Below are 25,322 nucleotides of genomic sequence, written 5' to 3' on the forward strand. Positions count from 1 at the left end.
GGCTTAGCCTTGCAGCCGCCAGGTGGTACCGCCCTTGCCATCCTCGAGCACGACACCCATGGCACTGAGCTGGTCGCGAATGCGGTCCGATTCGGCCCAGTTCTTGTCCGCCCGAGCCTGAAGGCGGGCAGCGATCAGGGCTTCGATTTCGACGGCATCCATCTTGCCTTCGGCCCCGGCCTGGAGGAAGGCATCCGGCTCAAGCTGAAGCACACCCAGCAGTCCGGCCAGCGCCTTCAGGCGTGCGGCCAGCCCTGCTGCGGCGGCAGGATCGCTGTCGCGCAGGCGGTTGACCTCGCGCACCATGTCGAACAGCACGGCGCAGGCTTCGGGCGTGTTGAAGTCGTCGTCCATCGCCCGAGCGAAGCGCTCGATGAACGCCTCGCCGCCGACAGGTGCTGCCTCGGGTAGTCCCTTCAGCGCATGATAGAAGCGCTCCAGCGCGCCACGAGCTTCCCGGAGGCTGTCCTCGGAGTAGTTGATCGGGCTGCGATAGTGGCTCGACACCAGCAGATAACGCACCACCTCCGGGTGATATTTCTCCAGCACTTCGCGAATGGTGAAGAAGTTGCCAAGCGACTTGGACATCTTTTCACCATCGACCCGCACCGCGCCGGCATGCATCCAGACATTGGCGTAGAGCTTGCCGGTGGCAGCCTCGCTCTGGGCGATCTCGTTCTCATGGTGCGGGAACACCAGATCCGGGCCGCCGCCGTGGATGTCGAAGGTTTCACCCAGGCAGCAGGTAGACATCACCGAGCATTCGATATGCCACCCGGGCCGACCCGCACCCCAGGGGGACGCCCAGCTCGGCTCGCCTGGCTTGGCGCCCTTCCAGAGCACGAAATCCAGGGGATCTTCCTTGGATTCGTCCACCTCGATGCGGGCGCCGATACGCAGATCCTCGACCTTCTTGCGCGACAGCTTGCCGTAGCCCTGGAACTTGCCGACCCGGTAATAGACATCGCCATTGCCCGGAGCATAGGCGAAACCCTTGTCGATCAGCGTCTGGATCATCGCGTGCATACCCGCAATATGACCGGTCGCTCGCGGTTCGAAATCCGGGCGCAGCACCGACAGCCTGGCTTCATCCTCATGCATTGCGTCGATCATGCGCCCCACCAGCGCCTCGAACGGTTCACCATTCTCGCTGGCCCGGCGGATGATCTTGTCATCGATATCGGTGATGTTGCGCACGTAGGTCAGTTCGAAACCGCGATGACGCAGCCAGCGCGCGACCAGGTCGAAGGCCACCATCACCCGGGCGTGGCCGATGTGGCAGTAGTCGTAGACGGTCATGCCGCAGACATACATGCGGACCCTGTTGCCTTCCAGCGGCCGCAGTGGCTCCTTGGTTTTCGACAGGGTGCTGTAGACGGTCAGTGTCATGCCTGCCCCCAGGAATCTCGCAGCGTCACGGTCCTGTTGAATACCGGCACGCCGGGGCGACTGTCTTTCAGGTCGACGCAGAAGTAGCCTTCGCGCTCGAACTGGAAGCGCTCTTCCGCCTGCACCTGGGCCAGCGACGGCTCGGCGCGGCAGCCCCTGAGCACCTGCAGCGACTCGGGATTTATGTTATCGAGGAAACTGCCGCCCTGCCCTTCACTCTCTTCGGGCGCCTTCTCCGGGTTTGCTGAGCGGAACAGGCGATCGTAGAGGCGCACCTCACACTCGACACTGCCCTCGGCAGGCACCCAGTGGATCACGCCCTTGACCTTGCGCCCCTCGGGGTTCTTGCCAAGGGTGTTCTGGTCATAGCTGCAGCGCAGCTCGACGATGTTGCCCCCGGCATCCCTCACCGTCTCATCGGCGCGAATCACGTAGCTGCCGCGCAGCCGCACTTCGCCGCCCGGCTCCAGGCGCTTGTATCCCTTGGGCGGGCTTTCCATGTAGTCGTCGCGGTCGATATACAGCTCGCGGGAGAACGGCAGCACACGCACGCCCATGTCCTGCTTGGGATGGCGCGGCAACGCGAGATCTTCAATCCGGCCTTCGGGGTAGTTGGTGATCACCACCTTCAATGGACGCAGCACGCACATGGCGCGCGGGGCGTTGGCGTCCAGATCCTCGCGAATGGCAAATTCAAGCATGCCGATGTCCACCACGCCGCCCGCGCGATTGACGCCGATCATGTCGCAGAAGTTGCGCAGCGAGGCCGGTGTATAGCCACGCCGGCGGTAACCGGAAAGGGTCGACATGCGCGGGTCGTCCCAGCCTTCCACATGCTTTTCGTCCACCAGTTGCTTGAGCTTGCGCTTGCTGGTGATGGTGTAATTCAGGTTTAGCCGCGCGAACTCGTACTGGCGCGGCGCGCAGGGCACCGGCAGGTTGGCCAGGAACCACTCGTAGAGTGGCCGATGGTCCTCGAACTCCAGGGTGCAGATGGAGTGCGTCACCCCTTCGATGGCGTCCGACTGGCCATGGGTGAAGTCGTAGCTCGGGTAGATGCACCAGGCGTTGCCGGTCTGGTGATGATGGGCGTGGCGGATGCGATAGAGGATCGGGTCTCGCAGGTTCATGTTCGGCGAGGCCATGTCGATCTTCGCCCTCAGCGCGCGAGCGCCGTCGGGAAACTCCCCGGCCCTCATCCTGGCGAACAGATCCAGGTTCTCCTCCACTGAGCGATCCCGCCACGGACTGTTGCGACCGGGCTCGCTGAGACTGCCGCGGTACTCCTTGGCCTGCTCGGCCGAAAGGTCGCAGACGAAGGCCTTGCCTGTGTTGATCAGGTGCACCGCCCAGTCGTGCAACTGCTCGAAATAGTCCGAGGCGTAACGCTCCTGCCCGGCCCACTTGAACCCCAGCCACTCCACATCGCGCTTGATGGCGTCAATGTATTCCTGGTCTTCCTTGGCCGGGTTGGTGTCGTCGAAACGCAGATTGCATTCACCCCCGAACTCTTCGGCCAGGCCGAAATTCAGGCAGATCGACTTGGCATGACCGATGTGCAGGTAGCCGTTGGGCTCAGGCGGAAAACGGGTGACGATCTTCGCATGCTTGCCGGCGTCCAGGTCGGACTGGACGATGGGGCGAAGGAAGTTGGCAGCGGCGGGAGTCTCTGGCTTGCTCATGGGGTCCTTGATCATGCGGGCGCGCGGCGCGGGTAGGCCGGGCAAATCAAAGCCCGTATCATAGCCGAAGCTGTCAAGCCCCTGACAGACCATGTGCAGGACCGGGCCAGACCTTCCGCCAGCGCCTCGCGCGCCTCGAACAATGCCACCGGCCTACACCTGGTCGTTCTTCCTTCCATCAGCCAACGGATCCAAAGCCGATGATCAAGCTGCATACCAACCACGGCGTCATCACGCTCAAACTCGACGAAGAAAAAGCGCCGCTCTCCTCTGCCAATTTCAAGCAGTACGTCGAAGCCGGTCACTACGACGGCACCATCTTTCACCGGGTCATCAGCAATTTCATGATCCAGGGTGGCGGCTTCGAGCCAGGCATGAAGCAGAAGAGCACCCGCGCGCCGATCAAGAACGAAGCCAATAACGGCCTTTCGAACAGAAAGGGCACCGTCGCTATGGCGCGCACCATGGATCCTCACTCGGCTTCCGCTCAGTTCTTCATCAATGTGGCTGACAACGGCTTTCTCGACCACAGCGCTGAAACCACCCAGGGTTGGGGCTACGCGGTATTTGGCGAGGTTGTCGACGGCATGGATGTGGTGGAGCGGATCAAGGGCGTGTCGACCACTTCCCGTTCCGGCCACCAGGATGTTCCGGCCGAGGACGTGGTCATCGAACGCGCCGAGGTTGTGACCGAGTGACACGATGACCGTCCTGTTCATCTCGGACTTGCATCTGGAAACCGATCGCCCGGACATCACCCGGGCGTTCTTGCGTTTCCTGGAAGCGCGCGCCCCAGGCGCCGAAGCAGTTTATATCCTGGGTGACCTCTTCGAGGTCTGGATCGGCGACGACGCCATGGATGAGATGCAGCACCGGGTCGCCGCCGCCTTGCGCCGTCTCGCCGGACAAGGCACGCAGGTCTATGTCATGCATGGCAATCGCGACTTCCTCATCGGCCAGGCGTTCTGCCGGCTTGCCGGATGCACGCTGCTGCCTGAAGGTAGCATCGTCAGGGTTGAGAACGAGGCGGTGCTGCTCATGCATGGCGACAGCCTCTGCACACTGGACGAGGGTTATCAGCGTCTGCGCAGACGCCTGCGCAACCGCTTTTCGCTCTGGCTGTTACCGCGCCTGCCACTGGGTGTCCGACGAAGACTGGCGCGCAAGCTTCGCAATGCCAGCCAGAATCAGACCCGGCAGAAGGCCAGCGAGATCGTCGACGTGACACCAGCGGCGGTACGCGAAACGATGACGGCGCATGGTGTCGGCACGCTGATCCATGGACACACCCACCGCCCGGCGATACATGAGGTCGCGCTCGAGCAGGGCCGTGGCAAGCGTATCGTCCTGGGAGACTGGGATCGCCAGGGCTGGGTGCTCGAAGCGGACCGGCGAGGGTTTCGCCTGGAATCTTTTCCGTTGTCCTGACCGCTCAGGCAAGCGCCCCGCTGTGAAAGCGAAACTCCGGGTCCGGGGAGAGGATCGCGTCGCGCTCGGCCTCGGCGAAAAACCCGACTCGCTCATCGATCGGGCCATTGGCGTACTGCTGCGCCATGGCCAGGTAATCCTGGTAATGGCGAGACTCTGACTTGAGCAAGGACGTGTAGAACCGGCCGATCTCTTCATCAAGAAAGGGGGCCAGACGGAAAAAACGCTCGCATGAGCGCGCTTCGATGAAGGCCCCGACAATCAGGGTATCGACCAGCCGCTCCGGCTCGCTTTTCCGGATATGGCCGTGCAAGCGCTGTGCATAGCGCGACGCGCTGATCGGCCGGTACTCCACGCCCCGCTTCTTCATCAGGTCCGCCACCTGCTCGAAATGCCGCAACTCCTCGCGAGCCAGGCGTGAGAGCTTGTACTGGAGGTCGCTTTTTTCCACGTATCGGAACATCAGCGTCAGGGCAGTACTGGCTGCCTTCTTTTCGCAATTGGCGTGGTCGATCAGCATGATCTCGGGATGCTGAAGCGCCTGGTCGATCCAGGCACGCGGCGTCGGGCACAGCAGAAAGTTTTCGATTTCCGGCAGCAGGGACATGATTGAGCAGCTAGGCTTGAAAGGATGGCCATTATACGGTGTCGCGACCAGGGCAGACAGGGCGCCGGACGTGCAGGCCGCACGCGAGGCGCCTCGGGCAAGGAGTTGATATGCGAGAAGTGCGAAGTATCCTGGTGGTGATGGAACCCGATCAGGCGCACGGCCTGGCCCTGCCGCGCGCCAGCCAGATCGCCAGCACCACCGGTTCGGAACTCCACCTGCTGGTCTGCGACAAGCGCGACAGCCATGACCAATACCTCAAGCGCCTGGCCGATCAGCTGCGCGACGAGGGGCATACCGTCTCCACCCGGCAGGAATGGCTCGACAAGAATTATCAGACCATCATCGAGGCCCAACAAGCCGAGGGCTGTGGACTCGTGATCAAGGAGCACCAGCCTGAAACGCCGCTCAAGCGCGCCCTGCTGACCCCCGACGACTGGAAACTATTGCGCTTCTGCCCCTGCCCGGTCCTGATGGTGAAAACCGCCAGCAGCTGGTCCGGCGGCAATGTCCTGGCCGCTGTCGATGTCGGCAACTCCGACGCGGAACACCTCGCGCTGCATTCGAGCATCGTGTCCTGCGGCTACGACCTTGCCAGCCTGTCCAACGGCGCCCTGCACGTGCTCAGCGCCCATCCCAGCGCCATGCTTTCCACCGTCGACCCGACCTACGGCCTCAAGGAGACCCTCGAGGAGCGCTACCGTGACGCCTGCCGGGCGTTCCAGTCGGAGTACGGGATCGGCGACGAGCAACTACACATCGTCGAAGGTCCTGCCGACGCGATCATCCCGCAAGTGGCCAGCCAGCTGCAGGCCGTGGTCACAGTCATTGGCTCGGTCGCCCGTACCGGGCTGTCCGGCGTACTCATGGGCAATACTGCCGAGGTCGCTCTCGACGCCCTGGACACCGACGTCCTGGTGCTCAAACCCGATGACATCGTGGCTCATCTCGAAGAACTGGCCGCGCATCGCTGACGTGTCAGACGCGCAGATCCATGCCTTCGACGAGAAACCGTGGCGCGATGTAGCGCTCGTAATGCGCTTCTGACAGCAGGAAAAACTCGCGGTCGATCACCTCCCGCAGCTCCGGCAGCGTATGGTCGCGAAATTCCGGCAACGGGGTAATGCCATAGGCCTCCAGTTGCTGGATGAGCCGCGCGCCACGCACGATGAGTCCGTAGGCCCAGCAGTACTCCGACTGCTCGGCGATGAAGCGAATGCCGCGGGCGTCCAGTTGCTGGCGCAGTGCCTGCCGATCGAACACTTCCAGCTTTCCGGCGACGACCTGAACCAGCAGCGCTTCCAGGCGCAACCAGACAGCCCGTTTTTCCTCTTCGCCGTAGGCGTTCCAGTTCACCACCTCATGGTGGAACCGCTTGCAACCCCGGCAGACGAGATCGCCATATACCGTCGAGCAAAGCCCGACGCAAGGCGTCTTGATGCGCTGAGAAGACATGCTGAACCCACTCGACCTGACGGCCGCGCATCTTAGACCTTTGTCCATACCAGGTCACCCATGTAGCTGCCCTGCACCACTCAACACCGCGGAACAAGGGGGTTACAGCCGACCTCAGGGTCCTCCGGCAGTAGCCCCAACGGGATGCAGCTCCTGTAGCCGACTTAACTTTGGCGGTCCGTTCCATTACACTCCATCCGCCATTTTTGGTGCCATGTCCATACGAAGCTGTTTTCAAAGCGTCACGAGCACAGTTGATCGTAGGCAGGCCGGACGCCGATGACCACCATCGTCCGTCCGGCGCCCCGCCCTTCGTCAAACTTTGAAAACAGCTTCCGGATGCGCGTCCTGTGGACCCCCACAGGAACAATGATGAGGGAAAAACTGTGCTTGAAGCCTACCGCAAACACGTAGAAGAGCGTGCAGCTCAGGGCGTCGTGCCCCAGCCGCTGAATGCCGAACAGACCGCCGGTCTGGTCGAACTGCTGAAGAACCCGCCGGCCGGCGAAGAAGACTTCCTCGTTGATCTGATCAGCAATCGCGTACCCGCGGGTGTCGATGAAGCCGCTTACGTCAAGGCCGGCTTCCTCACCGCTGTCGCCAAGGGCGAAGCGAGCACCCCGCTGATCAGCAAGCAGCGCGCTGTCGAACTGTTGGGTACCATGCAAGGCGGCTACAACATCTCCACCTTGGTCGAACTGCTGGACGATGCCGAGCTGGGCGCCACCGCTGCCGAGCAACTGAAGCACACCCTGCTGATGTTCGACGCCTTCCACGACGTGGCCGAGAAGGCCAAGACCGGCAACCCGCACGCCGAAGCCGTCATGCAGTCCTGGGCAGAAGGCGAATGGTTCACCAACCGCCCTGCCCTTGCCGAAAAGATCACCCTGTCCGTATTCAAGGTGACTGGCGAGACCAACACCGACGACCTGTCGCCGGCTCCGGACGCCTGGTCGCGCCCTGACATCCCGCTGCACGCCCTGGCCATGCTGAAAATGGCCCGTGACGGCATCAACCCGGACGTTCCGGGTTCGGTTGGTCCGATCAAGCAGATGGAAGAGCTGAAAGCCCAGGGCTTCCCGGTTGCTTACGTCGGCGACGTGGTCGGTACCGGCTCTTCCCGCAAGTCCGCCACCAACTCGGTGCTGTGGTTCTTCGGCGACGACATTCCGCATGTTCCGAACAAGCGTGCCGGCGGCTTCTGCTTCGGTACCAAGATCGCCCCGATCTTCTACAACACCATGGAAGACGCCGGCGCCCTGCCGATCGAATTCGACTGCACCAACCTGGCCATGGGCGACGTCATCGACGTCTACCCCTATGCCGGCAAGGTCTGCAAGCACGGCACCGACGAAGTCGTCACCACCTTCGAACTGAAGACCGACGTGCTGCTGGACGAAGTCCGCGCCGGCGGCCGTATTCCTCTGATCATCGGCCGCGGCCTGACCGAGAAGGCCCGCGCCGAACTGGGCCTGGCGTCGTCCACCCTGTTCAAGAAGCCGGAAGCGCCGGCTGACAGCGGCAAGGGCTTCACCCTCGCGCAGAAGATGGTCGGCCGCGCCTGCGGCCTGTCGGAAGGCCAAGGCGTACGCCCGGGTACTTACTGCGAGCCGAAGATGACCACCGTCGGCTCCCAGGACACCACCGGGCCGATGACCCGCGACGAGCTGAAGGACCTGGCTTGCCTGGGCTTCTCCGCCGATCTGGTGATGCAGTCCTTCTGCCACACCGCCGCTTATCCGAAGCCGATCGACGTCAACACCCACCACACCCTGCCGGACTTCATCATGAACCGCAGCGGCGTATCCCTGCGCCCGGGCGACGGCATCATCCACAGCTGGCTGAACCGCATGCTGCTGCCGGATACCGTAGGTACCGGTGGCGACTCACACACCCGCTTCCCGATCGGCATCTCCTTCCCGGCCGGTTCCGGCCTGGTCGCCTTCGCCGCGGCCACCGGCGTCATGCCACTGGACATGCCGGAATCGGTACTGGTGCGCTTCAAGGGCAAGATGCAGCCCGGGATCACCCTGCGTGACCTGGTTCATGCCATCCCCTACTACGCCATTCAGCAAGGCCTGCTGACCGTCGAGAAGAAGGGCAAGAAGAACATCTTCTCCGGCCGCATCCTCGAGATCGAAGGCCTGACCGGCCTGACCGTGGAGCAGGCATTCGAACTGTCCGACGCCTCCGCCGAGCGTTCGGCCGCCGGTTGCACCATCAAGCTGCCGGAAGATTCCATCGCCGAGTACCTGAGGTCCAATATCACCCTGCTGCGCTGGATGATCAGCGAAGGCTACGGTGACCCACGCACCCTGGAGCGTCGCGCCCAGGCCATGGAAGCCTGGCTGGCCAACCCGCAACTGCTGGAAGCCGATGCCGACGCCGAATACGCCGCCGTCATCGAGATCGACCTGGCCGACGTGAGGGAGCCGGTTCTCTGCGCCCCGAACGACCCGGACGATGCCCGTCTGCTGTCCACCGTGGCAGGCGAGAAGATCGACGAGGTCTTCATCGGTTCCTGCATGACCAACATCGGTCACTTCCGCGCGGCCGGCAAGCTGCTGGAGAAGGTCAAGGGTGGCATTCCGACCCGTCTGTGGCTGGCTCCGCCGACCAAGATGGACGCCCATCAGCTGACCGAGGAAGGCTACTACGGCATCTACGGCAAGGCTGGCGCACGCATGGAAATGCCAGGCTGCTCGCTGTGCATGGGCAACCAGGCTCGCGTACAGACCGGCTCGACCGTGGTTTCCACCTCGACGCGCAACTTCCCGAACCGTCTCGGCGATGCGACCAACGTGTTCCTGGCTTCGGCCGAGCTCGCCGCTGTCGCGTCGATCATCGGCAAGCTGCCGACCGTCGAGGAGTACCTGCAGTACGCGGCCGACATCGACAGCATGTCTGCCGACGTGTACCGCTACCTGAGCTTTGACCAGATTGCCGAGTTCCGCGAATCCGCGGAAAAGGCTCGAATCGAAGCAGTGGAAGTCTGATAAGGACTGCCTGGAAAAGCCCCGCTTCGGCGGGGCTTTTTTGTGGACGGCATAAGATGAGGTGCCGTCTGCCCCTCGGGCGACTGTTGCCCTTGCCCCAGGCAGATGCCCTCGACGGTGATAGCCATTACTATCAGGCACAAAAAAGCCCGACATTAATGCCGGGCTTTTCAACACCGCAATTCGTGATTAACGAACTTCGGCTTCCACTTCCGCTTCTACGCGACGGTTGATCTGACGACCTTGCTCGGTAGAGTTGTCAGCGACCGGACGGCTCTCACCGTAACCGACCGAATCGACGCGGTCGCTTTGAACGCCATGGTTGACGAGAACTTCGCGAACAGAATTGGCGCGACGCTCGGACAGGCGCTGGTTGTACTGCTCTGGGCCAATGGAGTCAGTGTGACCTTCAACCACGGTGGTGGTCTGTGGGTACTGCTGCATGAAGTCAGCCAGGTTGCGGATGTCGGCGTAGCTTTCCTGACGCACGTCTGCGCTGTCGAAGTCGAACTTCACGTCCAGTTCGACGCGAACAACTTCTGGAACCGGCTCGGGTTCCGGAGCGGGGGCCGGAGCGGCGACAGGGGCAGGAGCCGGCTCTGGCGCAGGCTGAGCCACCTGACGAGTAGTACCGCCAATGTTCACACCTACACCGAAGCCAGCCATCCACTCGCTGAAATCGGAGTCGATGTTATACATGCCGTCGAGACCTGCACGGGCAAAGATATACTCGGTAAAGTAGTACTTCACACCAGCACCGACGTTGGCGTAGGTGCTGCGGTCACGACCGCTGCGGTCAACCTGGCCGATGCTCTGGTGGGCCATACCGGCGGAAACGTAGGGGCGCAGGCCTACACCTGGCTGACCGAAGTGGTAGGCCGCATCGAGGGAAGTGTATTCGCCACGGATGCGATCACGGCTGCCGGTTCCATCGACGAAGCGCGAGTTCAGGCGATCATAGTCGCCATGGGACAGACCTAGGGAGATATCGTCGGTCAGGAAGTAGCTCACGCCACCGCCGTACATGCGCCCATCACGGCCCTGCAGATCGCGGGTGCTGTCGTGGAAATAGGCCTTCCCGAACAATTCCACCTCAACGGCACCCTGGCCCTGGGCCAGCGCGCCGAGCGAAGAAGCTGCAACCAAGGAACCGATGGCGATGCCTAAGGTGTTTTTCAATTTCATCCGTAAATCCCCATTTCTGGTGGTTGTTTAACGATCATGCCGATACGTATCTAAGGGACGACCGTCATTGGTCAGATAAGACAACGATTGTAGGCTAAGTTTCAGTTTTCGCTGAAAATTTTTCCCTCATCTTATCCAAGGACCGCTTGTACCGCATCTTGGTCGCACTCAACCCCATGTGCATGATGTCCGCGATCTCCTGAAACTCGAGTTCGGCCACGAACCGCAAGATCAAGATCTCGCGATCAATGGGGTTGACATGTACCAACCAACGGTCAAGCCCGCCTTTCTCTACCAGCCGAGGGGCTTTTTCATCGGAAGCCTCCTCTACCGGATCAAGACTCAGCGCATCCACTAACCGGCGCTTGCGCCGCTCTTTCCGATACTGCGTAATGCACTCATTATAAGTAATGCTGAACAACCAGGTCTTGAACTTCGACTTTCCTTCAAAGTTTTTCAACCCATATAGCACTTTGAGCATGACCTCCTGCGTGACGTCATCGGCATCCCGCTCATTGCCCAGATACCGCGCACATACGTTGTATATCGTGCGCTGGTAGCGGTGCATGAGCTCTTCATAAGCCCGAGTTATATGGAACAGCTCTTCATGCGCTCGTTGTACAAGCTCTTCATCGGAGAGCTTGCGAGGATCGTAGCGTGAAGATGCAGGTCGATGGGTTCTAGTCAAGACGTTGAGCCAACCAGCAGAGTCACAGCTCTTCGCCAGTCGTCAGCGAAGCGGCGCGTACTTTACCAGAAGACTCACTGACTTGTGATCCGGTCCTTCAGCAGCTCGCGATTGGCTACTGAAACCAGCTCACCAGACTCCGTCAGCATCACAGTCTTGACAGTCCCGATCTCCTCGATCTGACCTTCCAGATCCCCGAGCCGAATCCGCTGGCCGACCTCGTACAACTCCCGCACATATATTCCGGCAAGAATTTGCCCAACTAGTTCGCGGCTGCCCAGACCAAACGCCAACGCCATTGCCAGCCCGACCGAGGAAAAGACGATGGCAATCACATAATTGAGGAGCTCCGCACGTATCTCGAGCTGGGTGATGGCCACCGACAGGGTGATGACGATTACCAACCCCTGCGCCACCCTGCCCAAGCCACGCGCATGATCCAGACCGACGCCCTCGGCAGCACCCTGCAACACCCGGCACACCAACTGGCCCAGCAGGAAGCCGCCCAGCAGGATCACGCCAGCTCCAAGCACCTTGGGCAGATAGAGCGCGAATGCATCGAGCGCGCCAGAAACCCGTTCGAGCCCCAATGACTCGATCGCGGAGACCAGGAAAATCAGCAGCACGAACCAATAGGCGATCTTGCCGAGCAGCAGTGAGGGCGGCGCACCCACACCTACCCGGCCGAGCAGCTTGGCCACGCCCGAACCCGCAACAAGCCGGTCGAGCCCGACCTTGGCAAGCAACCTAGACAGCAGGCTGTCGAGCAGCCGAGCCACCAGAAAGCCCAGCGCAAGCACCAGGAGCGCACCCAGCAAGCGGGGTATGAAGTCGGCTACTGGCGCCCACAGCGATGCCAGGACGCCCAGGAAGTTTTGAGTCCAGTGATCGAATTCCATGATCAGCCTTGCTGGTTGCGTTTTGAAGGATGACACCGAGTCACATGGCGACCCTGGGTCGGCCCGCCGCTGGCGAGTATCAGGAAAACCTCGCACCAGTGCCCCACCAGGGCAAAGAGATCCGCTGCGCCGACCTGCCTGTTGGCTGTTTGCAGCACTCGCTCCAGACAGGCGTCGTCGTCGTGGCCAGAAGGCTCGTTGAGCATTTCCCGGAGGGAGTCTTCGAAAGGATCGCGCATGCTTGACCTCGCTTGTGTCTGGGCTAGACGCCCGGAGTCGCGCAGCGAGTCACATCTGTCAGCACAAGGCGCCATGCTCGCCGTTCCGACATTGGATCAGCGGCACGACGTGAGCCTGGCCTGGCTTGGGTCACCAGGCAGGTCTCTGGCCAGAAGAATTATTCCGGCATTTCCAGCGGTTGGGGAGAGACGATGATGCCGTTGTTGTCAGCGTAGAGGTATTCGCCGGGACGGAAGGTCACGCCGCAAAAGGTGACCGGCACGTTGAGATCGCCGATGCCGCGCTTGTCGGTTTTCATGGGGTGGCTCGCCAGCGCCTGGACGCCCAGATCGGTCTGCGCGATCACGTCCACGTCACGAACACAGCCGTAGACGACGATGCCTTCCCAACCATTCTTGGCCGCTTTTTCGGCAAGCATGTCCCCAAGCAGAGCCCGTCGCAAGGAGCCGCCACCATCGACTACCAGTACTTTCCCGGTACCGTCCTGATCGACCTGATCCTTGACCACCGAATTATCCTCGAAGCATTTGATGGTCACCATCTGGCCGCCGAATGAGTCGCGCGCGCCGAAGTTGCTGAACAGCGGTTCGACAACCTGCACCAGGTCGGGATAGGCATCGCACAGGTCGGGGGTGACGTATTGCATGGGGGCAACTCCTGTTGAAGGGGGATGGATCGGGGCGTCGTCTCCGACAAGCGTCCGACCGGTAGTGCGGGGTCGGCGCCGTTCCGCTGAAGACGGCAGCGCGGCCATGGTAAACGCCCACTCGCAGCGGCGAAACCGCGACCTCCGTCGGGCACCACCCCACCCGTGTATCGCGATCAGCTCTGCGCAGCGCCTGCTCGTAATACTCGGCCATGGCACTCTGTTAGTATCGTCCGGCCCCAATGGAGCGTTTCTTTCCCGCGAAGGTCATACGCTCTCGACGAGCCACCCTATTGGTTCAGCCCCCCATGGAAAGGAGCTTTCATGCTTTCATCTGCCTTGGCAACCATCCTCAAGGACAAACAGTCAGAGATTCTCGACCAATGGCTCACCGCCCAGCGCCAGGCAGGGATCCGCTTCGATCTCATCGACGAACGTGCGGTCGAGACCGACTCCCAGGAACTGCTCAAGACGCTGACCCGCGCCGTCAGTGAAGAGGGTACGGATATACTCGAGGCTGGCTGGAAGCCGGTCAGGGTGCTTCTCGAGCGGCTCTCTCAGACGCAAGGCCGTCTGGGCTTCAAGCCGAGCGAGACAGCGACCTTCGTGCTGTCGCTCAAGGAGCCGTTGTTTACCCAGATCCAGGCTGCTTCTGGGGACCCGCTTGCCGACATCTGGACCGCCACGCGCCTGCTGGACCAGCTAGGGCTGTTCAGCATGGAATGTTTCATGTCCAGCCGCGAGCAGGTCATTCGCGAGCAGCAGGAAAGCATGCTTGAGCTGTCCACGCCGGTCGTGGAGCTCTGGAAAGGCGTGCTGGCGATCCCCCTGATCGGGTCACTGGACAGCAATCGCACCCAGATCGTCATGGAAGCCCTGCTGGAAAAGATCGTCGAGACCGAATCGGATATCGCTATCATCGACATCACTGGCGTGCCCACGGTCGACACCATGGTCGCCCAGCACCTGATCAAGACCATCACCGCTGCCAAATTGATGGGGGCCAAATGCATCATCAGCGGCATCCGCCCACAGATTGCCGCAACCATTGTCCACCTGGGAGTCGAGCTGGGCGATGTGGTCACCAAGTCCTCGCTGGCCGATGCCTTCCAGCTCGCCCTGCGAGAGCTGCAGGTGCGGATCGTGTCGGCGCCAGGGCGTTGAGGGGGCGGTCATGGTAGACAAGATTCCGATCCTCAAGATGGGTGATTACCTGCTCCTGAGCATCCAGGTGGACATGCACGACCAGCTGGCGCTCGACCTGCAGGAAGACCTCACCGAGCAGATCGTCAAACACCGCAGCAAGGGTGTACTGATCGACATCTCTTCCCTGGAGATCGTCGATTCGTTCATCGGCCGCATGCTCTCTCACATCGCCAACGTGTCGCGAATCCTGGACGCCAAGGTGATCGTGGTCGGCATGCAGCCGGCCGTGGCCATCACACTGGTCGAGCTCGGCCTGTCGCTCGAAGGCATAGCCACCGCACTGAATGTCGAAAAGGGCATGCGCTGGCTGGAAAGGACCGTCCAACAAGACCTGAGCCTGGAGCCCGAGCGTGGGGAAGATACAGACCTTTCCGCTGAAGCAGGAAACTGACATCGTCATCATTCGCCAGCAGGTTCGCAAGGCTGCGCAGGAAGCCGGGCTGGGCCTGGTATCCCAGACCAAGATCGTGACCGCCGCCAGCGAGATCGCGCGAAACGCGCTGATCTACGGCGGCGGCGGCGAGTGCGTTCTGGAAACCACCGAGCGCGACCGGCGCAAGGCGGTTCGCCTGTCGATCAGTGATCAGGGCAATGGCATCGAGAATCTGGAACGCGCGATGGTGGATGGTTATACCTCAGGCAATGGCCTCGGCCTCGGCCTGAGTGGAGCCAAACGCCTTTCGGACGACTTCAGGATCGAAAGCCGTCCCGGCGCCGGCACCACGGTGGAGCTGTGGAAATGGCGATAGCCTGCCGCTACTGCAATCTGGTGTTGACGATCAGCGACCCGGCGCATGTCGATGCGGCCAGACGCGCCATTGTGCGCGAGGCCTCGACGCTCGTCGATGACGAAACCCTGATCGGTCGCCTTACGGTGGTGATCCAGGAGCTCGCGCGCAATCTGGTCAATCATGCCGGCGGTGGTGAGCTTCTCTTCAGCCATGACGGTCGGCGGATTTCGCTGATAGCCATGGACAACGGCCCGGGAATGGACAATATCGCGCAGTGCCTGGCCGACCACTATTCCACCACCGGCACCATGGGTGCCGGGCTCGGTGCCATCCGCCGGATGTCTGATGAATTCGACCTCTACTCTCGCCCCGGGCAAGGCGCCCTGGTGTATGCCGGGTTTCGCCTGCCCTGCGGTCCACGGGACCCCGAGCCAAGGGTAGGTACTGTCTGTACGGCCTATCCGGGTGAGGACGTCTGCGGCGACAGCTGGGCAGTGAAAGGCCACCGGGTGATGGTTTGCGACGGCCTCGGACATGGCCATCTGGCTCATGAAGCCAGCCGCAAGGCGCGCGAAGTGTTTCTTCTGCACAATCCCAGCCTGCCCTTGACAGCGGTCATGGAGCAATTGCACCGGGCACTGTTGCCGACCCGCGGCGGTGCCGTCGCCCTCGCCGAAATCGAGCCAGCCATCGGGCGGGTCAGCTTCTGCGGCATAGGCAATATCAGCGGCATGCTGGCGGGTGATCGAAGTCGCGGGCTAATGTCCAGCAACGGAACCGTTGGCTACAAAATTGGCCGAATTCAGAGCTTCAGCTATCCCTGGGATAAAGCGATGCCTCTGATCCTGACGTCCGATGGCATCACGACCCGATACAACCTGTCTGGCGATCTCGCGATACTAGGGCGGCACCCTGCCCTCATCGCGGCATTGATCCACCGGGACTACAAGCGCCTCAACGACGATGTGACTGTGGTGGTGATGAAAGGTGAATGAACGCATTCGTCTGATGAGCATCGAGGTGCTGGACGAGATCGACGTCGTCAGCAGCCGACAGAGCGCCAAGAAGATCGCAGCCGACCTTGGCATGAGCAAGCTCGAGCAGATCCGGATCGCCACCACCGTCTCAGAACTGGCGCGCAACGTCTACCAGTATGCCAGCTCAGGCACCGTACACTTCGATTTGCAGCGCAATGCGCTCGGCCAACTCGATGCCTTGTACATTGAGATCATCGACCGCGGCCCAGGGATCACCGCACTCGACGAGATACTCAATGGCAGCTACGTCTCTGCCACCGGCATGGGGGTCGGGCTGCGCGGTGCCAGGCGCCTGATGGACGAGTTCGACATACACAGCACCAGCCGGGGCACCCGCATTCTCGGCGGCAAACGCCTCCACCCGCCCCGCCCTTTTCCTTCGAAGGCCGAGCTTCAGATGATGCGCGGACATCTGGAAGCCGGCACTTCGGCCGACCCCTATACCGAAATCAAGGAACAGGCCCAGGAGCTGCTGCTTACCACTGCCGAGTTGCAGACCAAGAAAGACGAGCTCGAAGCGATCAATCTGGAACTGGAAAACACCAATCAGGGCGTGGTGGCGCTCTATTCGGAGCTGGAAAAGACCGCCCAGGAACTCCAGGAGGCAAGTGAGTCGAAGAACCGTTTCTTTTCCAACATGACCCACGAGTTCCGCTCGCCGATCAACATCATCGACAACATTTCTCGCCTGTTGCTCGAAGGCAGTGACGGCACCCTGACCCATGAGCAGCGCAAGCAGGTCCGCTTCATCAGCGACGCGGCGACCGAGCTGGCCGAGCTGGTCAACGAATTGCTCGATCTCGCCGAAGCGCAGTCGGGGCGCCTGGAAGTGGTGCCCGAGCGGTTCTCGCTGTTCGATTTCATCGAACAACTACGGCAGTTTACCGGCGCCCTGTCGATGCGCTATCCGGCCCTCACCTGGGAAGTACTCCAGCCCACGCAGGATGCCACGCTCCATACCGACCGGGGTCGGTTGTTCCAGATCATGCGCAATCTGATCGGCAACGCATTCAAGTACACGCCGTCCGGCCTTATTCGTGTGCAGGTCTTCCAGCCCGACAACGACACACTGGAATTCGTCGTGGAGGACTCGGGCATAGGCATCTCGGAAGAAAACCAGGCGCGCATCTTCGAGGAGTTCTGCCGCCTGCGTACGCCTGGGCTGACCAATATCCAGGGAACCGGCCTGGGCCTGTCGCTGGCTCGTCAGCTGGCTGGACTGCTACGCGGCGACATCAGCCTGACCAGCGAACCGGGACGTGGCAGCCGCTTTCAGTTGCACCTGCCACGTCACCTCGACCAAGACGCAAACCGGCCCGCGAGCGACCTCACTGGTACCACGGTACTGATCATCGACGACAACGAGGCCGACCGATACCTGCTCAGCCGGCTGCTGCAGCCTTATCACGCCATCGTCCTCGAAGCCCAGACCGCAAGCGAAAGCATCGACAAACTGTACTCGGTGAGACCGGACGTGATCTTCCTGGATCTGGACCTTCCGGATTTCGATGGGGCGGAGCTGCTGATGAGCATGGACCGCAGCCTGCACGCGAAGGTGGTGATCAACACCGCAAAGGCGCTTGGAGACGCCGAGCGCGCGCAGCTTGCACCTCTGGCGCAGGCTATTCTTGCCAAGGGCTCGCCGGGCTACGCCGAGGCAGTGTTGCAAACCGTGCAGCGGGTCAGGGAGGGTTTCAATGCGCACTAGACGTATCCTGCTGATCGACGACACCCCTGCCAACCGCTACGTACTGCGCAAGATCCTGCTGACTGAAACAGGTTATGAAGTGATGGAGGCAGGCAGCGGCGCCGAGGGCCTTGAAAAGCTCGACAGCAGCGTCGACCTGGTCATCCTGGACATCAACCTGCCGGACATGACCGGCTTCGAGCTGATTCAGCAGGCCGGTGAAAAGATGGGGGCCGGGCGCCTGCCAGCGATCATCAATATCTCGGCGACCTTCATGAGTGGCAAGGACAAGGCAATGGGCCTCAACAGCGGCGCCCAGGCCTACCTCACCCACCCGATCAACCCTGACGAAATGCTCGCCACCATTTCCAGCCTGCTCAAGTCCAGCGGTCACCTGCAAAGGATCGAGAAACAACGCAATCTGGCCCAGGCGCGCAGCGAGAACCTGCAGGCCGAGCGCATCATGCTCGAGCGCTTCATGCGCTCGTTCGGCCATGACCTGCGCTCGCCCCTCTCAGCGGCAGTCATGGTCAGCGGGCTGATGCAGAAGAGTCCCGGGCGGCGCTCTGATGAACTGCTCAAGGTGCTTTCGGAAAACCTCAAGCGCATGGATGACATGATCACCGATGTGCTGAACATCTCACACGCCAGCATGGGCGGTGGCATCAAGCTCAACGGCGAGAAGCTGCAGCTCGACGGATTGCTCAATGAAGCCATCGACAACCTGCGTTATCTGGTCACGCAACCCCTGACACTGGATGCCGATACAAAGGGCCAACAGGTTTTCTGGGATCGGCAGGCCTTTCTCCGCATCGTCGACAATCTGGTGCTCAACGCCGCCCGGCACGGCGAACAGGGAACGCCCATTGCCGTCCAGCTCTACCTCGATGGCCAATTCGCGATCCTCAAGGTCAGCAACCGGGGCGTCATGCCCGACGAAGTCCTGGAAAACCTGGCCACTCCCTATTTCATCTCCAGCCGAAGCGAGACCCGTGGCTGGGGGCTTGGCCTGCCCATTGTCAAGCTTCTATGCGAAACCTTTGGTGGAGACGTGGAGTTTTCCAACCGGGGCTCTCAGGTACTTGTCGAAGTGCGATTACCGCTGCGACTGCAGGACCAGAGCACGATCTGAATCGCCTCGTCGTGCGGCACCCAACGCCAAGATCGCCGCGGCCCTGCGCAAGCAGACACCTGTGGTCGCCGAGAACATCGTTGGCATGTTCCAAGGGCGCGGCTTGCGCGCGATCTACTACCGGCCCGAACTGCCCCAGGCCTGGGACTTCAACGAGGAGAGGCACTAGATGAGCCAGCGGCTGGCCCGCTTGCTGCCGTGCCTGGAATGGGCACGGCAGTACAACCGCGACTGGGCGGCGAAGGACGGGCTGGCGGCGCTCATCGTCACCCTGATGCTGATTCCCCAGAGTCTGGCCTATGCCATGCTAGCCGGCCTGCCACCGGTGATGGGCCTTTATGCCAGCATCCTGCCGCTGATTGCCTACACCCTTTTTGGCACCAGCCGCACCCTGGCCGTGGGCCCTGCAGCGGTGATCGCCCTGATGACCGCCAGTGTGCTGGGGCCTCTGTTTGTCACCGGCAGCGCTGAATATATGGCTGCTGCTTTGCTCCTTGCCCTGTTATCCGGGGTTGTCCTGCTCGGCATGGCCCTGCTGCGCCTGGGCTTTCTGGCCATTTTCCTCAGCCATCCGGTCATTTCCGGCTTCATGAGTGCCTCGGCGATTCTCATCACCCTCGGTCAGCTCAAGCATATCCTTGGCATCCAGGCCTACGGCGCCAATGCACTGGAGCTGGTCCCCAGCCTGCTGCAGAACCTGCCCGACAGCCACTGGCCGACGCTGATCATCGGCGTCTGCACCCTGCTCTTCCTGCATCTGACACGAACGAGCCTGGCCGGCTGGCTCATTGCGCGGGGCATCAGCCATTCCCGGGCGACCATGGCCACGCGCTGCGGCCCGGTAGTCGCCCTGCTGCTGTCGACCGGCATAGTCTGGACCTTCGACCTGGCGGCAGCGGGAGTTCCGGTTGTCGGCAGCGTACCCCAGGGTTTTCCGCCCTTGACCCCGCCAGCACTGGACCCGGGACTGGCAATGGAGCTCTTACCCGCCGCGGTGCTGATAGGCCTGATCGGCTTTGTCGAATCGGTATCGGTGGCGCAGACCTTCGCCGCCAAGCGGCGCCAGCGGATCAAGCCCAACCAGGAACTTGTCGGCCTGGGCAGCGCCAACCTGGCGGCCGCGTTCAGCGGCGGCATGCCCGTAACCGGAGGACTATCGCGTACCGTGGTGAGCTTCGAGGCCGGCGCACAGACGCCCCTGGCCGGGGCTCTGACCGCCGTGGGCATCGCGCTGACGGTGATGTTCTTCACTCCCCTGTTTCAAAACCTGCCCAACGCGGTGCTGGCGGCGACCATCATCGTCGCCATCCTCACCCTGCTGGACCTCAAGGCGATCCGACGCACCTGGCGCTACTCCCGCCAGGACGGCGCAGCCATGCTCGCGACCATGGCGGGCGTACTGCTGGTGGATGTCGAGTTCGGCGTGATGCTGGGCGTGGCGCTGTCGCTGCTGCTGTTTCTGTGGCGCACCAGCCAGCCGCATATCGCGGTGGTCGGCCAGTTGCCGGGCAGCGAGCACTTTCGCAACGTCGAACGTTTCGCCGTGGTGGAAAGCCAGAAGGTGCTGTCGGTTCGCGTTGACGAAAGCCTGTACTTTCCAAATGCCCGTTATCTCGAGGATCGCATCGCCGAACTGGTCGGCCAGCATCCTGAAGCCGAGCACCTGGTGCTCATGTGCGCCGGGGTGAACCTCATCGATGCCAGCGCCCTCGAAAGCCTGGAGGCCATCACCAGCCGCCTGCAGGCGGCTGGTGTCCAGCTGCACTTTTCCGAGGTCAAGGGACCGGTGATGGATCAACTGCAGCGCTCGGATTTCCTCGATCACTTTGGCGGGCAGATCTTCCTCAGTCAGTTCGAGGCGCTGGTCACCCTCGACCCACAAAGCACCCAGCGCGCCAGCGCCATGCCGCGCATTGGCCAGGGCAGCCAGAGCATGGCGGCCAAGGAAAACGAGCGGGCCTCCTGAACATTGCGCGACGCACGGTCCGGTCATGGCCGAACGACCCTGCGCAACGTGGGGTCAGTCTTGTTGCCACTTGCCCACCGCAAGCAGCGGCTGGTCCCGCCCGGCACGTCGATTCCGGGCATAAGAAGAGAACCGCAAACCGGACCAGTCAGGACCGCCGTTTAAGGAGACCTGATGAGCAACGCCAAGTCCTGCACCCTGATCTACGACGGTAGCCCGCTCGAGGGACCCGCGGACCAGCCCCTGATCGACTTTCTCGCCAGCCACGCCATCGATCTTCCCCACGTCTGTTACCACCGCTCGCTCGGCCCGCTGCAGACCTGTGACGCCTGCTGGGTGGAAGTCGACGGCGACCTGATCCGCGGCTGCACGCTCAAGAGCCACGACGGCCTGACGGTCAAGAGTGACGGCCAGCGTGCGCGGATGGCGCGCGAGGAAGGCATGGACCGGATGCTGGCCAAGCACGAGCTCTACTGCACGCTCTGTGAGAACAACACCGGGGACTGCACGCTGCACAACACCATGGCGGATATGAACATCCCCATACAGCGCTATCAGTTCACCCGCAAGCCTTATGAGAAGGATCACTCCGGCGCTTTTTACACCTATGACCCGGACCAGTGCATCCTCTGCGGCCGTTGTGTCGAGGCCTGCCAGAACGTCCAGGTCAACGAAACGCTGAGTATCGACTTCACCGCAGAGCATCCGCGGGTACTGTGGGACGGGGGCGAGCGGATCGACGGTTCCAGCTGCGTGCAGTGCGGCCATTGCGTCACTGTCTGCCCCTGCAATGCACTCATGGAAAAGACCATGCAGCCCGATGCCGGCCCCTTCACCAGCATGCCGCAGTCGCTCAAACGGCCCCTGATCGACATCGTCAAGACAGTGGAAAAGACCATCGGCGCACCGCCCATCACCGGGGTGTCCAACATGGACATGTACTGGCGCCAGCCGGAGATCAAGAAGACCAAGACCGTATGCACCTATTGCGGTGTGGGCTGCTCCTTCGAGATGTGGACCCGCGACCGCCACATCCTGAAAGTACAGCCGGTAGTCGAGGCCCCGGTCAACGGCATCTCTACCTGCATCAAGGGCAAGTTCGCCTGGGACTTCGTCAACAGTCCGAAACGACTCACGACACCGCTGATCCGCGAACAGGGTCGCTTCCGCGAAGCCAGCTGGGACGAAGCCCTGAGCCTGGTGGCGCGCCGCCTGCTAGAGATCCGCGATGAGCATGGGCCGGACACCATCGGTTTCATCGGCTCGAGCAAGGCGAGCAATGAGGAAGCCTATCTCACCCAGAAGATCGCGCGCCTGATCATTGGCACCAACAGCGTCGATAACTCCTCTCGCTACTGCCAGAACCCGGCGACCAAGGGCCTGTTCCGGACGGTCGGCTACGGTGGCGACGCCGGCACCATCGCCGACATCGAGCAGGCCGAGCTGGTCATACTCGTCGGCAGCAACCTGGCCGAGAACCATCCGGTGATTGCCGCCAAGGTAAAAGCGGCAAAGAAACTGCGCGGGCAGAAACTGCTGGTGCTCGACCCGCGCAAGAACGAAATGGCCGAGCGCGCCGACCTGTTCATTCGCCCAAAGACAAGCACTGACATGGTCTGGGCCTCGGCGCTGGCCCGCTATATTCTCGACAACGGCCTGGCCGACAGGGAATTTCTCGAGAGCCAGGTCAACCAGGTCGAGGAATACCGCAAGTCACTGGAGCCCTTTACCCTGGAGTTTGCCGAAGAGGTCACCCGTATCCCGAAGGCACAGCTGATCGAAGCTGCGGAAATGATCGGTCAGGCCGAATCGGTCTGCCTGCTCTGGGCCATGGGTATCACCCAGCACAGCCACGGCGCCGACACCAGTACGGCCCTGTCGAACCTGCTGTTGGTCAGCGGCAATTACGGCAAGCCCGGCACCGGCGGTTATCCCATGCGCGGTCATAACAATGTGCAGGGCGCCAGCGATTTCGGCTGCCTGAAGAACATGTACCCCGGCTACGAGAAGGTGTCCGACGAGAAGACCCGGGCGAAATGGGCGCAGGCCTGGGGCGTGGAGCCCGAGCGGCTGTCGCTGGAGGTGGGCTCGGATAACTTCCAGATGGTGCAGGACGCCGACACCCACAAGATCCGCGCGATGTTCATCATCGGCGAAGAAACCGCCTTCGCCGATGCCAACACGACCAACGTCCACAAGGGCTTCGAGGAGCTCGAGTTCATGGTGGTGCAGGACATCTTCGTCAGCCGCACCGCCGAATTCGCCGATGTGATCCTGCCGGCCTGCCCCAGCGTCGAGAAGGAAGGCACTTTCACAAACACCGAGCGCCGCATCCAGCGCTTCTATCCGGCCATGCCTCCTCTGGGTGACAGCCGCCCGGACTGGCAAATCCTTACCGAGCTGGCCGCGCGCATGGGCCATGACTGGGGCTACGCTCATCCTTCGCAAATCATGGACGAAGTGGCCGGCATCGCCGACATCTTCGCTGGGGTCAACTACGAGCGCCTCGAAGGCTGGAAGTCCCAATGCTGGCCGGTGCGTGCCGATGGCACCGATACGCCTTTGCTCTATACCGACGGATTTCATACCGATGACGGCAAAGCAGTACTCTTTCCGCTCGAATGGAAAGAACCCGACGAGGCCCAGGACAGCGAGTACGACCTGATGCTCGATAACGGCCGCATGCTCGAACACTTCCAGGGCACGAACCAGACCGGCCGCTCGCCGGCCATCGACGACCTGGTGCCGAACTGGTTCGTCGAGGTAAGCCCCGAGCTGGCGACCGAGCGTGGCATCGAGGATGGCAGTTGGGTCAAGGTCACCTCCCGGCGCGGCTCGGTCGAATTGCGCGCGGTGGTGACCGACCGGGTCGCCGGCACCACCCTGTTCATGCCCATCCACCAGGGCAAGCCCGGCATCAACCACCTGACCGGCGAGCACCACGACCCTGTGGTGAACACGCCGGCCTATAAGGAAACGGCGGTGAGAATCGAACTGATGCCGCAAGGGCGTGGCGAACCGCCTCTGCCGCCGGGCAACTTCCGACATGGCGAGCGCACCCCCAACGAAGGTGTTCCCGTCGAGGTCAAATGGTACCGCGACGATTACAAGACGCCCCCCGCTCACGAACAGCATCCGGAGAGGTTCTAATGGCCGAACGCATCCAGTACGACCCCAAACCCGCCAAGATAGGCCCGGACGCCCACGAGGAGTTGGACCGTCTGCTGAACTCCCTGCATGAGCATGGCGTGCTGCGTTTCGCCAACGATCTGGTAAGTGCCAATACGAAGGTTACCGAGGTGCTGGTGTCAGGCCTCGGTAAACCGGGCACGCTGAACGCCATCCAGAACCTGTCGATTCTCGGCATGGCGCTGTCGCGGATTCAGCCGAACGACTTCTACAAGGTGATCTTCGCCGCCACCGACAGCGTCAACGCTCTGGCGGCCAATGGCGCGCCGAAAACCGATGCCGAGGCTCCCGGGGTTCGCGGCACCTACAAGATGCTCCAGGACGATCAACTTTGGCAGGGTGTGATGCCGCTGCTCGAGGCGATCAAGGTGTTCGCCGCCGGACTGGAGCGGGAAGTCGACAAGCCGATCACGTCGTTCACCGGCAAGCCCGGCCAACAATAGCTACAGCCGATGCAGGTAGAGACTCCCGTCGGCGTCGCTCCAACGCATTTCCAGCTCCGCCGATCCGGGCGCCAGCAGCACTCGCCAGTAGGGATTGGCCGACAGTCCCTCGAAGGGCTCGACCTCCAGCAGCGTTTCACCGTCGCGGATGAGGGTGAGGCGCTGCAGCAGCCGCTTCGGCAGGGGCTGACCTGCGGCATCCAGCCGCCGGCCACTTTCCATTGGATGACGCAGCAGGCTGACCAGCTCCAATCCCGCCTCCCGCGAGCGAAGCCAGGCACGAGTAAGGCCCAGCTCGGCGAGGGGATAACCGCTCGGCGCGGCAAGGCAGCTACTGCCGGCGACGCGCACCGGGCGCGATACCTGCCAGACTCGGCCATCGGCATCGCGGGCCACGACCTCGATGTCCTGGCTGCCGGACAGACGCACCCGGGTGGAAAACTCCAGCGGCTCCCGCCATTCGAGCAGGCCTACCCGGGCGACTCTCGGGTCATCCTCCCCGTTTCGCAGCAGAGCCAGGCGAAGCGGCGCCCGAGCACCTTCCAGCCGGACCGTGACGGGCACAAAGGCGCCGTCCTCTACCCACTCGGGCGCTTCCAGATTAAGGCCGCTAGCCTGCAGCCGGCCTTCTCTCAACAAGGCATCGCGTTCCTGCTCAATCAAAGCTGCCCACGCGCCGCTGCAACAGAGCAGCAACAGGGCCGCCAGCAAGGCCT

Annotated in this window: 23 protein-coding genes; 13 read left to right on the top strand and 10 right to left on the bottom strand. The window is 62.0% G+C overall.

What is annotated here, in order from left to right; genetic code table 11:
- Nucleotides 1-3: 3 nt before the first annotated feature.
- Complete coding sequence (gene cysS / locus ACFOMF_RS06150; RefSeq protein WP_386362343.1) at nt 4-1,389, bottom strand: cysteine--tRNA ligase; 1,386 nt, start codon at nt 1,387-1,389, stop codon at nt 4-6.
- Nucleotides 1,386-3,071, bottom strand: a complete 1,686-nt coding sequence (locus ACFOMF_RS06155; RefSeq protein WP_386362345.1) for a glutamine--tRNA ligase/YqeY domain fusion protein — start codon at nt 3,069-3,071, stop codon at nt 1,386-1,388. The genes cysS and ACFOMF_RS06155 overlap by 4 nt, the downstream gene beginning before the upstream one ends.
- 200 nt (nt 3,072-3,271) lie before the next feature.
- On the opposite strand from ACFOMF_RS06155, the gene ACFOMF_RS06160 reads away from it, so the two are divergent.
- Both ACFOMF_RS06160 and ACFOMF_RS06165 read left to right on the top strand, forming a co-directional pair.
- A complete protein-coding gene (locus ACFOMF_RS06160; protein WP_386362347.1) occupies nt 3,272-3,769 on the top strand; it encodes a peptidylprolyl isomerase in 498 nt (165 codons plus the stop codon).
- Between the two features lie 4 nt (nt 3,770-3,773).
- A complete protein-coding gene (locus ACFOMF_RS06165) occupies nt 3,774-4,499 on the top strand; it encodes a UDP-2,3-diacylglucosamine diphosphatase (protein ID WP_386362350.1) in 726 nt (241 codons plus the stop codon).
- 4 nt (nt 4,500-4,503) lie between these two features.
- Here ACFOMF_RS06165 and miaE read toward each other — a convergent pair whose 3' ends face one another.
- The gene (miaE, locus tag ACFOMF_RS06170; protein WP_386362353.1) at nt 4,504-5,106 is read right to left on the bottom strand and encodes a tRNA-(ms[2]io[6]A)-hydroxylase; all 603 of its coding nucleotides are present in this window, start codon (nt 5,104-5,106) and stop codon (nt 4,504-4,506) included.
- 110 nt (nt 5,107-5,216) lie between these two features.
- Here miaE and ACFOMF_RS06175 point away from each other — a divergent pair, with 110 nt between their 5' ends.
- Nucleotides 5,217-6,080: a universal stress protein gene (locus tag ACFOMF_RS06175; RefSeq protein ID WP_386362356.1), complete on the top strand. Its 864-nt coding sequence runs from the start codon at nt 5,217-5,219 to the stop codon at nt 6,078-6,080.
- 4 nt (nt 6,081-6,084) lie between these two features.
- Here the strand turns inward: ACFOMF_RS06175 and ACFOMF_RS06180 are convergent, their stop codons facing one another.
- Entirely contained in the window at nt 6,085-6,561 is a 477-nt protein-coding gene (locus ACFOMF_RS06180) for a DUF1289 domain-containing protein (protein WP_386362359.1), read from the bottom strand.
- A 386-nt stretch (nt 6,562-6,947) separates the two neighbouring features.
- Between ACFOMF_RS06180 and acnB the strand changes: the two genes are divergently transcribed.
- Entirely contained in the window at nt 6,948-9,557 is a 2,610-nt protein-coding gene (gene acnB / locus ACFOMF_RS06185) for a bifunctional aconitate hydratase 2/2-methylisocitrate dehydratase (protein ID WP_386362362.1), read from the top strand.
- 189 nt (nt 9,558-9,746) lie between these two features.
- On the opposite strand, the gene ACFOMF_RS06190 is transcribed toward acnB, so the two are convergent.
- The 5 genes from ACFOMF_RS06190 to rraA all read right to left on the bottom strand — a co-directional run bounded on the left by ACFOMF_RS06190 (nt 9,747) and on the right by rraA (nt 13,215).
- Entirely contained in the window at nt 9,747-10,742 is a 996-nt protein-coding gene (locus tag ACFOMF_RS06190) for an OmpA family protein (RefSeq protein ID WP_386362364.1), read from the bottom strand.
- Nucleotides 10,743-10,836: 94 nt separating this feature from the next.
- Nucleotides 10,837-11,430: an RNA polymerase sigma factor SigX gene (gene sigX, locus ACFOMF_RS06195; protein ID WP_386362367.1), complete on the bottom strand. Its 594-nt coding sequence runs from the start codon at nt 11,428-11,430 to the stop codon at nt 10,837-10,839.
- A gap of 74 nt (nt 11,431-11,504) precedes the next feature.
- Nucleotides 11,505-12,329: a mechanosensitive ion channel family protein gene (locus tag ACFOMF_RS06200; protein ID WP_386362370.1), complete on the bottom strand. Its 825-nt coding sequence runs from the start codon at nt 12,327-12,329 to the stop codon at nt 11,505-11,507.
- A 2-nt stretch (nt 12,330-12,331) separates the two neighbouring features.
- The gene (locus ACFOMF_RS06205) at nt 12,332-12,568 is read right to left on the bottom strand and encodes a CrfX protein (RefSeq protein ID WP_386362373.1); all 237 of its coding nucleotides are present in this window, start codon (nt 12,566-12,568) and stop codon (nt 12,332-12,334) included.
- A 158-nt stretch (nt 12,569-12,726) separates the two neighbouring features.
- A complete protein-coding gene (gene rraA, locus ACFOMF_RS06210; RefSeq protein ID WP_386362376.1) occupies nt 12,727-13,215 on the bottom strand; it encodes a ribonuclease E activity regulator RraA in 489 nt (162 codons plus the stop codon).
- Nucleotides 13,216-13,539: 324 nt separating this feature from the next.
- On the opposite strand from rraA, the gene ACFOMF_RS06215 reads away from it, so the two are divergent.
- The 9 genes from ACFOMF_RS06215 to ACFOMF_RS06255 all read left to right on the top strand — a co-directional run bounded on the left by ACFOMF_RS06215 (nt 13,540) and on the right by ACFOMF_RS06255 (nt 24,606).
- Complete coding sequence (locus ACFOMF_RS06215) at nt 13,540-14,379, top strand: STAS domain-containing protein (RefSeq protein ID WP_386362379.1); 840 nt, start codon at nt 13,540-13,542, stop codon at nt 14,377-14,379.
- A 10-nt stretch (nt 14,380-14,389) separates the two neighbouring features.
- Complete coding sequence (locus ACFOMF_RS06220; protein ID WP_386362382.1) at nt 14,390-14,812, top strand: STAS domain-containing protein; 423 nt, start codon at nt 14,390-14,392, stop codon at nt 14,810-14,812.
- The gene (locus ACFOMF_RS06225; protein ID WP_386362385.1) at nt 14,772-15,170 is read left to right on the top strand and encodes an ATP-binding protein; all 399 of its coding nucleotides are present in this window, start codon (nt 14,772-14,774) and stop codon (nt 15,168-15,170) included. Before ACFOMF_RS06220 ends, ACFOMF_RS06225 begins: the two co-directional genes overlap by 41 nt.
- On the top strand, nt 15,161-16,147 hold the full coding sequence (locus ACFOMF_RS06230; protein WP_386362388.1) for a SpoIIE family protein phosphatase: 987 nt from the start codon (nt 15,161-15,163) through the stop codon (nt 16,145-16,147). The genes ACFOMF_RS06225 and ACFOMF_RS06230 overlap by 10 nt, the downstream gene beginning before the upstream one ends.
- On the top strand, nt 16,140-17,897 hold the full coding sequence (locus tag ACFOMF_RS06235; protein ID WP_386362391.1) for an ATP-binding protein: 1,758 nt from the start codon (nt 16,140-16,142) through the stop codon (nt 17,895-17,897). Before ACFOMF_RS06230 ends, ACFOMF_RS06235 begins: the two co-directional genes overlap by 8 nt.
- Nucleotides 17,887-19,008 carry an ATP-binding response regulator gene (locus ACFOMF_RS06240; protein ID WP_386362393.1) on the top strand — a complete coding sequence of 374 codons (1,122 nt, stop codon included), beginning with the start codon at nt 17,887-17,889 and terminating at the stop codon, nt 19,006-19,008. Before ACFOMF_RS06235 ends, ACFOMF_RS06240 begins: the two co-directional genes overlap by 11 nt.
- Nucleotides 19,009-19,177: 169 nt before the next feature.
- Complete coding sequence (locus ACFOMF_RS06245) at nt 19,178-20,974, top strand: SulP family inorganic anion transporter (protein ID WP_386362396.1); 1,797 nt, start codon at nt 19,178-19,180, stop codon at nt 20,972-20,974.
- Between the two features lie 174 nt (nt 20,975-21,148).
- Nucleotides 21,149-24,124, top strand: coding sequence for a formate dehydrogenase subunit alpha (fdhF, locus tag ACFOMF_RS06250; protein WP_386362399.1), 2,976 nt, complete (start codon nt 21,149-21,151; stop codon nt 24,122-24,124).
- On the top strand, nt 24,124-24,606 hold the full coding sequence (locus ACFOMF_RS06255; RefSeq protein ID WP_386362402.1) for a DUF1641 domain-containing protein: 483 nt from the start codon (nt 24,124-24,126) through the stop codon (nt 24,604-24,606). Before fdhF ends, ACFOMF_RS06255 begins: the two co-directional genes overlap by 1 nt.
- Here the strand turns inward: ACFOMF_RS06255 and ACFOMF_RS06260 are convergent, their stop codons facing one another.
- Entirely contained in the window at nt 24,607-25,245 is a 639-nt protein-coding gene (locus ACFOMF_RS06260) for a thiosulfate oxidation carrier protein SoxY (RefSeq protein ID WP_386362404.1), read from the bottom strand. It abuts the gene before it with no gap.
- Nucleotides 25,246-25,322: the final 77 nt, after the last annotated feature.

It is taken from the genome of Stutzerimonas tarimensis (assembly GCF_042648805.1).
Lineage (GTDB): Bacteria > Pseudomonadota > Gammaproteobacteria > Pseudomonadales > Pseudomonadaceae > Azomonas > Azomonas tarimensis.

What these genes read in the sequence shown, in the direction of transcription:
- cysS (WP_386362343.1), bottom strand. Translation starts at nt 1,389, where the DNA reads ATGACACTGACCGTCTACAGCACCCTGTCGAAAACCAAGGAGCCACTG.
- ACFOMF_RS06155 (WP_386362345.1), bottom strand. Translation starts at nt 3,071, where the DNA reads ATGAGCAAGCCAGAGACTCCCGCCGCTGCCAACTTCCTTCGCCCCATC.
- ACFOMF_RS06160 (WP_386362347.1), top strand. Translation starts at nt 3,272, where the DNA reads ATGATCAAGCTGCATACCAACCACGGCGTCATCACGCTCAAACTCGAC.
- ACFOMF_RS06165 (WP_386362350.1), top strand. Translation starts at nt 3,774, where the DNA reads ATGACCGTCCTGTTCATCTCGGACTTGCATCTGGAAACCGATCGCCCG.
- miaE (WP_386362353.1), bottom strand. Translation starts at nt 5,106, where the DNA reads ATGTCCCTGCTGCCGGAAATCGAAAACTTTCTGCTGTGCCCGACGCCG.
- ACFOMF_RS06175 (WP_386362356.1), top strand. Translation starts at nt 5,217, where the DNA reads ATGCGAGAAGTGCGAAGTATCCTGGTGGTGATGGAACCCGATCAGGCG.
- ACFOMF_RS06180 (WP_386362359.1), bottom strand. Translation starts at nt 6,561, where the DNA reads ATGTCTTCTCAGCGCATCAAGACGCCTTGCGTCGGGCTTTGCTCGACG.
- ACFOMF_RS06190 (WP_386362364.1), bottom strand. Translation starts at nt 10,742, where the DNA reads ATGAAATTGAAAAACACCTTAGGCATCGCCATCGGTTCCTTGGTTGCA.
- ACFOMF_RS06200 (WP_386362370.1), bottom strand. Translation starts at nt 12,329, where the DNA reads ATGGAATTCGATCACTGGACTCAAAACTTCCTGGGCGTCCTGGCATCG.
- ACFOMF_RS06205 (WP_386362373.1), bottom strand. Translation starts at nt 12,568, where the DNA reads ATGCGCGATCCTTTCGAAGACTCCCTCCGGGAAATGCTCAACGAGCCT.
- rraA (WP_386362376.1), bottom strand. Translation starts at nt 13,215, where the DNA reads ATGCAATACGTCACCCCCGACCTGTGCGATGCCTATCCCGACCTGGTG.
- ACFOMF_RS06215 (WP_386362379.1), top strand. Translation starts at nt 13,540, where the DNA reads ATGCTTTCATCTGCCTTGGCAACCATCCTCAAGGACAAACAGTCAGAG.
- ACFOMF_RS06220 (WP_386362382.1), top strand. Translation starts at nt 14,390, where the DNA reads ATGGTAGACAAGATTCCGATCCTCAAGATGGGTGATTACCTGCTCCTG.
- ACFOMF_RS06230 (WP_386362388.1), top strand. Translation starts at nt 15,161, where the DNA reads ATGGCGATAGCCTGCCGCTACTGCAATCTGGTGTTGACGATCAGCGAC.
- ACFOMF_RS06240 (WP_386362393.1), top strand. Translation starts at nt 17,887, where the DNA reads ATGCGCACTAGACGTATCCTGCTGATCGACGACACCCCTGCCAACCGC.
- ACFOMF_RS06245 (WP_386362396.1), top strand. Translation starts at nt 19,178, where the DNA reads ATGAGCCAGCGGCTGGCCCGCTTGCTGCCGTGCCTGGAATGGGCACGG.
- fdhF (WP_386362399.1), top strand. Translation starts at nt 21,149, where the DNA reads ATGAGCAACGCCAAGTCCTGCACCCTGATCTACGACGGTAGCCCGCTC.
- ACFOMF_RS06255 (WP_386362402.1), top strand. Translation starts at nt 24,124, where the DNA reads ATGGCCGAACGCATCCAGTACGACCCCAAACCCGCCAAGATAGGCCCG.